Source organism: Halanaerobium saccharolyticum subsp. saccharolyticum DSM 6643, assembly GCF_000350165.1.
GTDB classification, from domain to species: domain Bacteria; phylum Bacillota; class Halanaerobiia; order Halanaerobiales; family Halanaerobiaceae; genus Halanaerobium; species Halanaerobium saccharolyticum.
In genome coordinates, this window is the sequence record NZ_CAUI01000005.1 from 409,431 (window position 1) to 422,444 (window position 13,014).

Genomic DNA, 13,014 nt, shown 5'->3' on the forward strand with positions numbered 1-13,014 from the left:
GTTTATACTTATTATATTTCTTCAATATTATTATGTTCAGCAGCAAGATCAGCATAATGCAAGGCATGTTGTTTTAACTCAATTATTTTCTCCTTAGTGATAGTTCGAATTACTTTTGCAGGTACCCCTACAGCCAGGCTTCCAGGTGGAATTTCTGCATTTTCTGGAACAACCGCTCCAGCACCAACGATTGAGCCTTCACCAATCTTAGCACCACTTAAAACAGTAGCATTCATCCCGATTAAAGATTTATTACCAATTTTACAAGCATGGATCACGGTATTATGGCCAATTGTTACATAATCTCCAATCTCAACCCCCAAATTTTGTTCAACATGGACAGTGGAATTTTCCTGGATGTTTGAGTATTTACCCACTTTAATTTTTTTGATATCACCTCTAAGTACGGTATTATACCAAATGCTGCTATTTTCAGCTATTTCTACATCTCCAATTATTTTGCTTCCAGGGGCAATAAAAGCATTTTCTGAAATTTTAGGACTTTTCTTTTTAAATTTATATAACATTTTAAAACCTCCATAATTTTTGTGATTATTAAATGATTTCTATTTAAAGCTTAAAACTCCTCTTTTTATATTTCATTTAACTTGCAAGCACTGATAAAATAATTTATAATTAAAGGTGTATGAAATAAGAGGTGAAAAATATGTCAAAAAAAAGTGTGGCAATATTTGGGGGAACATTTGACCCTCCGCATCAGGGACATTTTATTTTAGCTGAGCAGCTTAAAAATAATTTTGGACTGACTGAAATTATGTTTATGCCGACCGGCAAACCACCACATAAAAAAGATAAAGTTATTTCACCCAATGAAGATAGATTAAATATGCTGAAATTAGCTGTAGAAGAAAACGATTTTTTTTCTCTATCAGATTGGGAGCTTCAAAATGAAGGATATTCTTATACAGCAAAAACTTTAGCACATTTTGTACCTCAAATTGATGCTGAAGAGGTTTTTTTTATAATAGGTGCAGATTCTTTAGCTGAGATTTTCAAATGGAAAAATCCGGAATATTTATTATCTGAAGCAAATTTTATAGTTTTTAATCGGCCGGGGTATGATTTAAAAGAAATTACAAGCCAAAAAAAATATGAAACTTATTTAGATAATATTTTTACATATCAAGGTTTAAACATCGAGATTTCCTCTTCCTTTATTAGGGATGAGATTGAAAAGGGGAATTCTATTCGGTATTTAACTTTAGATAAGATTGAAAAATATATAGAAGAAAATAATCTTTACAGGTGATTAAATGTTAGTAGCTAAGGAAGATTTTTTAGTAGAAGTTGATTTAGAGAAAATAAAAAAAAGATTAGGTAAAAAGAGATATAAACACACCCTATATGTGCTTGAGGCAGCTTCGAAATTAGCAAAAAATTTAAATCTTAATCAAAAGAAAGTTAAAACAGCTGCTTTATTACATGATATTGCTAAGTCTAAAAGCGCAGAAGAACTTAAGTCGCTTCTAAAAAATTCTCAGTGGACTGTTGATGAGATGGAAGCTGCAATTGTTCCTATACTTCATGCTCCAGCAGGAGCTGTAATTGCAGAAAAAGAATTTGGGGTAGAAGATCCGGAAGTTTTAGAAGCAATACGTTACCACACCCTGGGCCACCCTGAAATGGGGAAGATAGCTCAGGTTATTTATGCTGCTGACTTCATTTCAGAAGATAGACAATTTTCAACTTTAAATAAAATCAGAAAAAAAATAGAAAGAGATTTTGAATTAGGATTATATTTAATTACAACAAATATAATTAAATATCAGCTTGAACAGGATAATTTTATCCATCCTTATTCAAATGATTTACGAAATAAACTATTAAAGAGAAGTGATCAATAAATGTTAGAAAAATTAACTGACTGGAAATATATATCCTTAATTATATTTTTAGTCATTATCGGTGTCACTATGGCATTTTTGTGGAATGATGAGCTAAGCCAAATTTCATCAGAAGGGCCTTTTGAAGATAATAAAGTCAATATTCTTGCTGTCGGTTATGACGCAGATGTAAATGGACCGTCCAGAGCTGATACAATTATTCTAATAAGTATCAATGTAGATACGAATGAAGCTGGCTTGATTTTTTTACCAAGAGATACTTATATCAACTCTCAAAAAAGAAAATTTACTAAACTAAATTCTTCTCATGTTTATGGTGGAATTGAATTAACACAGGAAACTATAGAAGATATGCTTGAGGTTGATATCGACTACTATTTAGAAACCGATTTTAAAGGTTTTGAGAGAATTATTGATCGTCTAGGTGGAGTAAATGTAAATGTCAATGAGCATTTGAATTATGTTGATAAAGCTGGTGGTTTGTATATAAATATTCCAGCTGGTCAGCAAAATTTAAATGGAAAAGAAGCGCTGCAATATGTCCGTTATCGTGATGAAAGAGGCGATATTGGAAGAATAGAAAGGCAGCAGAAATTTGTAGATGCGGTTTTTGCTAAAGTGTTATCGCCTACTATTATTACTAAAATTCCAGGTATTATTAAAGAAGTTAATGATGCGATTAATACTAATATTCCAGTTAAGGATATTACGCCGTTTTTAAATACAGCAAAAGAAATTAATTTAAATCAAATTGAGACTAAAATGCTGCCTGGTGAGCCTAAATATATAAATGGTATTAGTTACTGGGTTCCAGATTTAAAAGAAGCTGATATAATGGTGGATAATCTGGTAAGGAATAAATCATATATCCAAAACAAAAATTATCAGCTAACTGTATTAAATGGTGTAGGAGAGTCTGGTGCTGCTTCAAATACAGCCGAACTGCTTAAAAAATATGGCTTTCAAATTGATGATATAGGTAATGCAGCTAATTATGAGTATGAACAATCTATTATTGAATATCATAATAAAGATGATAAAAAAACAGCTGCCCAAATTGCTGAATTATTGGCTGGAAAAATTAAATATGTTGAGAACAATGAAGAAAATAAAAATATTAAAGTTATAGTTGGAGCAGGCTATTAAAAGTCTGTATAAGGAGGAATTTATTAATGTCAGATTTAAGTATTAAAGATATTGCTTTACTTGCTGCTGATGCAGCTGATGATAAAAAAGCAGAAGAGATAGAAATTTTAAATGTCCAGGGTTTAACTGTCATAGCAGATTATTTTGTGATCTGTAGTGCTAACTCTGATCAGCAGGTAAGAGCTATTGCCAGAGCAATCGATGAGAAATTGTCTGAAAAAGGAATTGAGCCCAAAAAAATGGCTGGAATGAATGATGCGAAATGGGTTTTAATTGACTATGCTGATATAATTGTTCATGTTTTTCATAAAAGAGAAAGAGAGTATTATGATCTCGAAAGGTTATGGTCAGATGCTGAAAAAATTCTGCGAACAGATGAAAACAACGAGTAGTAAAAGTATTAGAGTATAATTTAGAAATAAATAATATATAAATTTTAATTAAATGAGGAGAGTGAAGATCTTTGCAGGACTATTATCCGTTTCAAGAAGTAGAGGAAAAATGGCTTAAAAATTGGGAAGACTCAAATTTACATAAAACAGGTGATGATCCCGAAAAAGAAAATTATTATGTTTTAGAAATGTTCCCTTATCCATCAGGAAATTTACATATGGGGCATGTAAGAGTTTATTCTATTGGTGATGTTATTGCTCGTTATAAAAGAATGAAGGGTTATAATGTTTTACACCCAATGGGCTGGGACGCCTTTGGACTGCCTGCAGAAAATGCGGCAATTAAACATGGCAATATTCATCCTAAAGAGTGGACCTGGGAAAACATTGCTCATATGAAAGAACAGATGAAAGCAATGGGCTTAAGCTATGATTGGGATCGAGAAGTAACTACAGCAGCAAAGGATTATTATAAGTGGACTCAGTGGTTTTTTACTCAAATGTTTAATGATGATTTAGCTTATAGAAAAGAATCAACTGTTAACTGGTGTCCAAGCTGTGAGACAGTCCTGGCAAATGAGCAGGTAGTTAATGATGCTTGTGAGCGCTGTGGGACTGAAGTTGATCACCGAGACTTAGAACAGTGGTTTTTAAAGATAACTGATTATGCTGAAAGGCTTTTAGATGATCATGAGCTTTTAGAAGGTTGGCCCGAAAAAGTTAAGACTATGCAGAAAAACTGGATTGGCCGCAGTGAAGGTTGTAGAGTTAATTTTGAACTACCCAAACTGGATAAAGAATTAGAAGTTTTTACAACAAGACCCGATACACTTTTTGGCGCCACTTACATGGTTTTAGCTCCGGAGCATCCATATGTGTCTGAGTTAACAGCTGGAACTGAAAAAGAAGAGGAAGTAGAAGCATTTATTAAAAAGGTAAAAAAACAGAAAGAGCAGGAAAGAACTTCAGCAGAAACAGAAAAGCTTGGTATTTTTACAGGCGCTTATGCTGAAAACCCTGTTAATGGAGAAAAAATTCCTGTTTATATAGCAAATTACGTGTTAATGGGTTATGGTACTGGAGCAATTATGGCTGTACCTGCTCATGATCAACGTGACTTTGATTTTGCCAGAAAATATGATATTGAAATTACAGCTGTAATTCAGCCAGAGGATCAAGAAGAAGAACTGGTTGGTTCAGAAATGGAAGCAGCTTATGCCGGAGAAGGATATTTAATTAACTCTGGTAAATATAATGGTTTAAATGTAGAAGAAGCCTTTGATAAAATGGCAGAAGATTTTTCTGAAGCAGGTTTTGTTAAAGTAGAAACTAATTATCGTCTGCGCGATTGGTTGATTTCTCGTCAGCGTTACTGGGGAGCTCCAATACCAATTGTTTATTGTGATGACTGCGGAGCTGTAGCAGTACCTGAAAAAGATTTACCTGTTGAACTTCCACATGATGTAGAATTTTCTCCAACTGGCGAATCCCCACTTAAAAAAGTGGACAGCTTTGTTAATACGACCTGTCCCGAGTGTGGAGGACCGGCCAAAAGAGAAACTGACACCATGGATACTTTTGTAGATTCTTCCTGGTATTTTATGCGTTATGCAGATTCTAAAAATGAGGAAACACCATTTACTAAAGATAGTTTAGATCAGTGGTTCCCTGTTGACCAGTATATAGGTGGAATTGAGCATGCTATACTGCATTTGTTATATGCTCGTTTCTTTACCAAAGTGGTTCACGATATGGATATGACAGATTATGTTGAACCCTTTACTAACTGGTTAGCCCAGGGAATGGTACTTAAAGATGGTGCCAAGATGTCAAAATCTAAGGGCAATGTAGTTGACCCTAAAGATATTTTAGATGAGTATGGTGCAGATACAGCACGTTTATTTATTCTTTTTGCTTCACCTCCAGAAAAAGATTTAGAGTGGAGTGACAAAGGTGTAGAAGGTGCAGATCGTTTCTTAAACCGAGTCTGGCGTTTTGTGACTGAAAACCTTGAACTGATTAATAATGCTGAAACTGAGCTTAAAGCAGATACTCTGGATAAAGATGGGAAAACACTTTATCGGACAATGCATGCCAGCATTAAAAAAGTGAGTGAGGATGTTGGAAAAAGATTAAATTTCAATACTGCAATTAGTGCAATTATGGAATTAACAAATGAGGTTTATTCATACTTAAATGATCGCAGTGTTGAAGATACCAATACTGCTTTAATTAAAGAAGTAGCTGAAAAGATTATCTTATTATTAGCTCCATTCGCTCCTTTTATCACTGAAGAACTCTGGGATTATTTAGGACATGCTGAAAATGTTCATTCAGCTCAGTGGCCTGAATATAAGGAAGAAGCACTAAAAAAAGATGAAATTACTATTGTAATTCAGGTTAACGGTAAGGTAAGAGATAAAATTAACATTGCTGCAGATGCTTCAGAAGCAGAAGTGAAAGAGCAGGTTATGGAAGAAGAAAAAATTCAATCTTATCTTGAAGATGGAAACTTAATTAAAACAATCTATATTCCCAAAAAATTAGTTAATCTAGTTATACAGTAATAATAATTAGATATTTAAAATAAAACTTATTGGGTTTCAATAGTAAAGAATAAGTTAATAATATACAACTCCTGGCATTTTATATAAAATTTGTCAGGAGTTTTTTATTTATCAAGAATGATTACTTATTAACTTGATTAATTTACTAATATTTAATAAAAGCTGTTGACTTTGAAAATCGTTTTCAGTATAATGATTATATAAGATAATTAATTAAAAATTTATTAATACAGCAGGAGGTAAAATATAGTGACTCTAGTTGATATGAAGCATGGAAATAAATTTATTATAGATAAAATTGAGGATAAAAATACTCGCTTGCAGGCCTTGCGTTTTGGAATCAGTGAAGGATCAGAAATAGAATGTGCAGGATCAATGCCTGGTGGTCCGGTAATATTAAAGAAAAACTTACAGGAAATAGCCATTGGCCGTAGGACTGCTGAAAAAATAAGTGTTAAGAAAAAAGGAATGATATAATTGACCGACTGCAGTCGAATTGATTTAGATAAAGAACTGCAGGCTGATAAAAAAATTGTACTGGCAGGGAATCCTAATGTAGGAAAATCAATATTTTTTAATTATCTTACTGGAATTTATGTCAGTGTTTCCAATTATCCCGGGACTACCCTTGATATTAGCAGCGGCACCATGGGTGATGCAGCTGTTTTTGATACCCCAGGTGTTTATGGAGTCGGATCCATAAATGATGAGGAAAGAGTAGCCAGGGATTTTATTATGTCTGCAGATATTATAATTAATGTTGTCGATGCAAGTCATTTAGAACGCGACTTGTTTTTAACACAACAGTTGATAGATTTGGATAAGAAAATAATAGTTGCCTTAAATATGATGGATGAAGTAGAAAAAAATAATATTTCTATTGATTTAATTGCTCTAGAAAAAGAACTTGGAGTTCCAGTTATTCCTACAACAGCTGCAAAAAATAGAGGCCTTGATCATCTCAAAAATTCTATAGAAAAAGCAGTTACCGGAAATGATATTTTTACTTTTAATTCTGAATTAGAAAAGGAATTTGAAAAAATTAAATCTGAAAGCAAAAATGCTGCTGATGCTCTGATGCTTTTAGAAGAAGATGAAAATATTCGCTGTAAATATAAAGATCTTAATGAGATTCCTGATTTAAGAGAGGAAATTTATACAGCACGTCGTCAAAGAGTTGATCAAATAACTGATAATGTATTAAGTTATGATGAAAATTCAAGTCAGTTTGCTAGAAAAATAGGTTCGTATATGTTAAAACCAGTAACCGCGATTCCAATGCTGTTGGTACTTTTATATATAATTTATCAATTTATTGGAGTATTTGTTGCTCAGACAGTTGTAGAATTTACAGAAGGTTATTTATTTGCAGGTCTTTATGAGCCAATGATACGAGAGATAATTGCTAATTCTATTGGTTTAGAAAATTTCTTTGGAGAAATATTAGCAGGTGAATATGGAATCTTAACAATGGCAGTAACTTATATTTTTGGTTTACTGTTACCGTTAGTAGCTGGTTTTTACTTTTTGCTATCTATTTTAGAGGATTCGGGCTATTTACCCAGGATTGCTGTATTGATGGATCGTTTACTCCAGAAAATTGGTCTTAATGGGCGGGCAATTATACCAATGTTATTGGGTTTTGGCTGTGTAACTATGGCTACAATTACAACAAGGTTGTTGGGAACAAAAAGAGAAAGAATTATCGCTATTTTTCTTTTAGGCCTTGCAATACCCTGTTCAGCTCAATTAGGAGTTATTGCCGGTTTAATTTCACAACTTGAAGTCTTTTATATATTAGTATATGTTTTTACTATTTTTGCTGTTTATGTACTTGCCGGTACTTTTTTAAATAAAGTTTTGCCAGGTGAGTCCAGTGACTTATTAATTGATTTACCGCCAATCAGATTACCTGATATTAAAAATGTTTTTAATAAGACTTATCAGCAAACAGTAGCTTTTGTTAAAGAAGCAGGACCTATTTTTGTGATAGGTGCAGCTTTAATTACTGTGATGCAAAAAACAGGTTTACTTGCTTTAATTACAAAAGCTGCAGAACCAGTGACTGTAAATTGGCTTGGTCTTCCAGCAGAAACAGCAACTGCTTTTGTAATGGGAATTATCAGACGCGATTTTGGAGCAGCAGGACTTACTGCTATCTCATTAACATCTGCAGAAGTAACAATTTCTTTAATTACCTTAACATTATTTGTTCCCTGTATTGCAGCAATGATGATTATGGTTAAAGAAAGAAACTTCAAAGAAGCTGTTTATATTTGGTTTGGAAGTTGGATTACGGCATTTATTACTGGTGGAATTGTAAACTTACTAATTTTTTAAATTTCCATTTAGCGACTGAGTTTTAATCAAATTTATTAACTCAAGAAAGAAGGTGCTGAGGATGGATAATTGTGAAATCAAGATTGAGGACAAGAAAGAGAAGGAAATTGTCTGTCCTACTTGTGGTTATACTATGAAAGAATTTAAGTCAATTAAATGTCCTCGCTGTAACAGTTATTTATTTAAAAAGTGTTCTGAATGTAATAAGTGCTCTTTATTTTAGCTTGAGTATTTGTTAAAATTAACTAAGAATAATTTTAAGTTATTAATTTTTATATAAGGAAAGAGTGATTAAAAATGAAAGAAAAGGCCAGAGTAATAAAAAAAGAAGATGGTCAAAGTCTGGTACAAATTATTAGGGTTTCTGCCTGCAGTCACTGTGATGAAAAATGTATGCTTGCAGAAGATTCACATGAGATGGAGGAAATGGAAGTTTTAGTTAATGATCCAATTGGAGCTGAGGTTGGTAGTATGGTTGAATTAGAAATGGGAACCAGGCCAGTTCTTTTTTCAGCTTTTGTAGTATATCTCTTACCTTTAATTGCAATTATTGCTGGTTATTTTGTGGGCAGCAGTTGGTTGTCACCATTTATTAACAACGGCGAAATAGCTGGTATTATTGGTTCAATTATTTCATTCTTTTTATCATTTTTATTTTTAAGATTTTTTGATAAAAAAGCTGGTGCAAGAAGTAGTTTTCATCCAGAAATAACAAGAGTAGTAACTCATAATGGAATTTATTATGATAATTAATTTTAATAGATAATGAAGGTGATCAGGTGGCAGCAGATAATAAATCAATTATAAATGAAGATAGCTCTACTAAAAAAGTAATATTTAAACTTGCCTGGCCGGTAATTGCTGAACAATCACTGGCAACGATTACTCATATTGTCGATATGATGATGGTCGGTAGGTTGGGTGCTTCTGCTGTGGCTGCAATTGGTTTAACAATGCAGCCAGTATTTTTTTCTACTGCCTTAGCGTCAGCTCTTGGAGTAGGTACTACTGCCTTAGTTTCAAGATTTATCGGTTCAGATCAAAATAAAAAAGCTGCTTCTGTTTTGCAGCAGTCTGTGCTAATGTCAATAATATTCTCAGTGATTTTTGGCGCCATTTTTTATCTTTTTGCCCCAAACTTATTAGCTTTTATGGGGGGAGAGGCTGAAGTAATTAAATTAGGAACAGGATATTTAAGAGTTATGACACCTGGCTTTATTTTTATGGTTTTAGCTTTTATTGTCACCTCGGCTTTAAGAGGGGCTGGAGAAACTAAAACCCCACTGAAGGTTAATATTTTAGTCAATATCTTAAATGTTTTGGGAAATTATCTTCTTATATTTGGTAATTTTGGTTTTCCTCGTCTAGGTGTTAATGGAGCAGCTTTAGCCACTACTTTATCAAGATCTATTGGTGGTATCATCTTATTAACTCTTACTTTTACAGACTATAGTGTTTTGAAGATGAAGCTGAAAGGGTTTTTTAAATTTGATATTGATTTGACTAAAAGAGTTTTAAAAGTAGGGATTCCAACTGCAATGGAAGAATCAGTAAGACGCTTGGCCCAACTTTTATTTGTCAGAGTTATCGCTTCACTGGGAACTACATCTTTTGCTGCTCATCAAATTTCTTTGAATGCAGAATCAATTTCATATATGCCTGGTTTTGGAATAGCTGTTGCTGCTACAACAATTGTTGGTCAAAATTTGGGAGCAAAAAACCCCAGGGGAGCAGAAAAAGGAACTTTTGAAGCCTGGAAAATTGGATCCTTAATTATGGGATTTATGGCTTTAATATTTTTAATTTTTCCGGAACAGTTAATTGGATTATATACCACTGACCAAGAAATTATTTCTAAAGCTGCCTTGAATTTGCGGATAATTGCCTTAGCTCAAATTCCAATGGGAACTCAATTCATTTTTGCCGGTGCTTTGCGTGGTGCTGGTGACACTAAGGCTGTCTTTTATTCTACTGCACTTTCAACCTGGATCTTTAGATTGTTTTTGGGATATATTTTAGTTCATCCATTAGGCTTAGGCTTGGTTGGAGCTTGGAGTGCAATGGTGGTTGATTGGTTAGTGAGAGGTGGTTATGTAATTTATAGGTTTAAAAAGGGAAATTGGAAGTTAATAGATGTTTAGATGTTGTCAGAATATTTTTACTTTTAAATAAAACTTGCAATTTTATAACAACAGCTATATAATAATAAAAAATAAGATTTATAATTATATAATTAAATTCATTGAATGAGAGAGTAAAAATAATATTATATTAAAGCAAGTCGGAACAGCTGAAAGTCCGATATGTAAATTATTTTGAAACGCACTCAGGAGAATCTCTATTGAAAAAAAGTAGATAGAGACGTTAGACGCGTTAAGTTATAGAGTGGTCAGTATTAACTGGCAACTAGAGTGGTAACACGGGTAGTTCCTCGTCTCTTATACGATAAGAGTGCGGGGATTTTTTAGTTTCAGATAGATTTTAATAACTAATAGTTTTTTTAACCATTGATTTTAGTGTTTTAAATTATTAAAGTAATTTTACTAATTAGAATTAAAATTTGAAAAAAATTTTAAAAAGCCGTTGAGTATTCAAGGAGGAGATAATTATGGCTTATAATTTAAAGGGGAGAAACTTTTTAACATTAAAAGATTTCTCAAAAGTAGAAATTGATTATTTATTAACTTTAGCAGAAGATTTAAAAGCAAAAAAAAGAGCTGGAATTAAAGGGGACTGTCTAGCAGGGAAAAATATTGCTCTGATTTTTGAAAAACCATCTACCAGAACCAGATGTGCTTTTGCGGTTGCAGCAAAAGATGAAGGGGGAATGCCTGAATATCTTGGCAAAAATGATATTCAATTAGGAAAAAAAGAGACTGTTGCAGATACTGCAAGAGTTTTAGGCAGAATGTTTGATGGGATAGAATTTAGAGGTTATGCACATAAAACAGTTGAGATTTTGGGAGAATATGCCGGGGTACCTGTTTGGAATGGTTTGACTGATCTTTACCACCCAACTCAAATCCTGGCTGATTTTTTAATTTTAAAAGAGAACTTTGGCCAATTAGAGGGATTAAATCTGGTTTATGCAGGTGATGGGCGCAACAATATGGCGAATTCTCTGATGATAGGTTCAGCAATTATAGGAGTAAATTATACTATTGTTGCACCAGAAGAACTCTGGCCTGAGGAATCCCTATTTAAAGAGTGCAGGGAACTTGGTCAAGAATCTGGGAGTGAAATTAATTTAACTTCTGAGATTAATAAAGGAGTTAAAGCAGCAGATGCAATTTATACAGATGTTTGGGTTTCAATGGGAGAAGAGTCTCAATTTGAAAAAAGAATAAAATTATTAACGCCCTATCAGGTTAATATGGAGATGCTAAAAATGACAGAAAATCCTGATGTGATATTTTTACACTGTTTACCAGCATATCACAATATTGAAACTGAAAACGCTAAAAAAATATACGAAAAATTTGGTTTAGAAGAAATGGAAGTTACAGAAGAAGTGTTTGAAAGTAATTATTCTAAGGTTTTTGATCAAGCTGAAAATAGAATGCACACAATTAAAGCTGTTATGACAGCTACATTATAGGGGTGGTTAAATGATTGCAGCAGTGAATGAAAACATTAAATATGATTGTAGGCAGGCTACTTTCTCAGATGCAGAAGCAATACAAAATTTAATGCAGCAGGCTTTTGCAGATTATGCGGTTAAAAATAAAGATAAGAAAAATAAAAAGAAAGTTATTAACTCTGCTCTTAGAGAGCATTTAGAAGATATTAAAGCAGATTTAGAAAATAACATAGTAATGGTCTTAAATGATGGGGATAAAATTATTGCTTCTTTAAGATTAGAAGAAATCAGAGATAAAAGGTATTTATTGAAAAGATTTGCAGTTGCTCCTTCTTATCAAAATCAGGGTCTAGGGACTATGATTTTTCAAGAAGCAGTAGAAAAATTAAAAGAAGAAAATGCTCATTATCTCCAGCTTTATTCTTCCTTAGAAAATAAAAAATTAGTTTGTTTTTATCAGGGACTGGGATTTAATTGTTTAGAAACAGATAACAAAAAAGGTTATGAAAGAGGTCTTTGGATAAAAACAATTATATAAATTTGTCGAAATTCCCTCGACAATCTTCATTTTTAATAAAAGCCAATTATTTAAGAATGGAGAACTAAAAACCCCACTCTAAATTGAGTGGGGTTTAAAAAATTAGTATACAAAATTTATTATATAAATTATAATATTTTGATAAAAAGTCTTCTAGCTGATAATTCAACTGAAGACCTATTACTTAAAAAATTGAGTTAGTTATTACAAAGCCTAAATAAATTCCTACAATTCCCATAACACCAGACAGTGTAGGAGGAGCAGGTATCGGCAAATTTAGAAATGAAAACAGACCTCCAACAATTAAACCAGAAATTGATGCTAAAATAGCTTGATTCATAATTGATTCTCCTTTAATTTTATAAATAATATTTTGGTTAGACGTCAGACAACCAACAGTATTATTTTATTATAATTTAATTGTTTTGTCAAAAAAATTATACAATTTATTAATTTTTAAGATATAATTTACTTCACAAAAGTAATTAGATATTAACTAATAAAATCAATTGCTTAAAAAAACGTTTTCCTTATTTATTGAAAGCCCTGTAATTTTATGTTAGAATTATTTTAATATTGATAATAA

13 protein-coding genes and 1 other annotated feature are annotated in these 13,014 nt (G+C 32.4%); of the genes, 11 read left to right on the top strand and 2 right to left on the bottom strand.

Annotated elements, in window-relative coordinates; translation table 11 throughout:
• Positions 1 to 11: 11 nt before the first annotated feature.
• Positions 12 to 527 carry a gamma carbonic anhydrase family protein gene (locus HSACCH_RS02395; protein WP_005487568.1) on the bottom strand — a complete coding sequence of 172 codons (516 nt, stop codon included), beginning with the start codon at positions 525 to 527 and terminating at the stop codon, positions 12 to 14.
• A 140-nt stretch (positions 528 to 667) separates the two neighbouring features.
• Here HSACCH_RS02395 and nadD point away from each other — a divergent pair, with 140 nt between their 5' ends.
• The 11 genes from nadD (at position 668) to HSACCH_RS02450 (ending at position 12,428) form a co-directional block, all read left to right on the top strand.
• Positions 668 to 1,270 (top strand): nicotinate-nucleotide adenylyltransferase, encoded by a 603-nt coding sequence (gene nadD / locus HSACCH_RS02400; protein ID WP_005487569.1) that lies wholly within the window; start codon positions 668 to 670, stop codon positions 1,268 to 1,270.
• A 4-nt stretch (positions 1,271 to 1,274) separates the two neighbouring features.
• Positions 1,275 to 1,865 (top strand): bis(5'-nucleosyl)-tetraphosphatase (symmetrical) YqeK, encoded by a 591-nt coding sequence (gene yqeK / locus HSACCH_RS02405; RefSeq protein WP_005487570.1) that lies wholly within the window; start codon positions 1,275 to 1,277, stop codon positions 1,863 to 1,865.
• Positions 1,866 to 3,011, top strand: a complete 1,146-nt coding sequence (locus tag HSACCH_RS02410; protein ID WP_005487571.1) for an LCP family protein — start codon at positions 1,866 to 1,868, stop codon at positions 3,009 to 3,011.
• Positions 3,012 to 3,037: 26 nt separating this feature from the next.
• Positions 3,038 to 3,403: a ribosome silencing factor gene (rsfS, locus tag HSACCH_RS02415; RefSeq protein ID WP_005487572.1), complete on the top strand. Its 366-nt coding sequence runs from the start codon at positions 3,038 to 3,040 to the stop codon at positions 3,401 to 3,403.
• A gap of 71 nt (positions 3,404 to 3,474) precedes the next feature.
• A complete protein-coding gene (gene leuS, locus HSACCH_RS02420; RefSeq protein ID WP_005487573.1) occupies positions 3,475 to 5,970 on the top strand; it encodes a leucine--tRNA ligase in 2,496 nt (831 codons plus the stop codon).
• Between the two features lie 249 nt (positions 5,971 to 6,219).
• The gene (locus HSACCH_RS02425; RefSeq protein ID WP_005487574.1) at positions 6,220 to 6,447 is read left to right on the top strand and encodes a FeoA family protein; all 228 of its coding nucleotides are present in this window, start codon (positions 6,220 to 6,222) and stop codon (positions 6,445 to 6,447) included.
• Positions 6,448 to 8,310, top strand: coding sequence for a ferrous iron transport protein B (feoB, locus tag HSACCH_RS02430; protein WP_005487575.1), 1,863 nt, complete (start codon positions 6,448 to 6,450; stop codon positions 8,308 to 8,310).
• 297 nt (positions 8,311 to 8,607) lie between these two features.
• Positions 8,608 to 9,063 (top strand): SoxR reducing system RseC family protein, encoded by a 456-nt coding sequence (locus HSACCH_RS02435; RefSeq protein ID WP_005487577.1) that lies wholly within the window; start codon positions 8,608 to 8,610, stop codon positions 9,061 to 9,063.
• A gap of 26 nt (positions 9,064 to 9,089) precedes the next feature.
• Positions 9,090 to 10,451, top strand: coding sequence for an MATE family efflux transporter (locus HSACCH_RS02440; protein WP_005487578.1), 1,362 nt, complete (start codon positions 9,090 to 9,092; stop codon positions 10,449 to 10,451).
• Between the two features lie 92 nt (positions 10,452 to 10,543).
• Positions 10,544 to 10,752 (top strand) — a binding site (T-box leader).
• A 166-nt stretch (positions 10,753 to 10,918) separates the two neighbouring features.
• Positions 10,919 to 11,908 (top strand): ornithine carbamoyltransferase, encoded by a 990-nt coding sequence (argF, locus tag HSACCH_RS02445; RefSeq protein WP_005487579.1) that lies wholly within the window; start codon positions 10,919 to 10,921, stop codon positions 11,906 to 11,908.
• 10 nt (positions 11,909 to 11,918) lie between these two features.
• The gene (locus HSACCH_RS02450; protein WP_005487580.1) at positions 11,919 to 12,428 is read left to right on the top strand and encodes a GNAT family N-acetyltransferase; all 510 of its coding nucleotides are present in this window, start codon (positions 11,919 to 11,921) and stop codon (positions 12,426 to 12,428) included.
• Positions 12,429 to 12,612: 184 nt separating this feature from the next.
• On the opposite strand, the gene HSACCH_RS02455 is transcribed toward HSACCH_RS02450, so the two are convergent.
• Positions 12,613 to 12,768 (bottom strand): XapX domain-containing protein, encoded by a 156-nt coding sequence (locus tag HSACCH_RS02455; RefSeq protein WP_005487581.1) that lies wholly within the window; start codon positions 12,766 to 12,768, stop codon positions 12,613 to 12,615.
• Between the last annotated feature and the right edge of the window lie 246 nt (positions 12,769 to 13,014).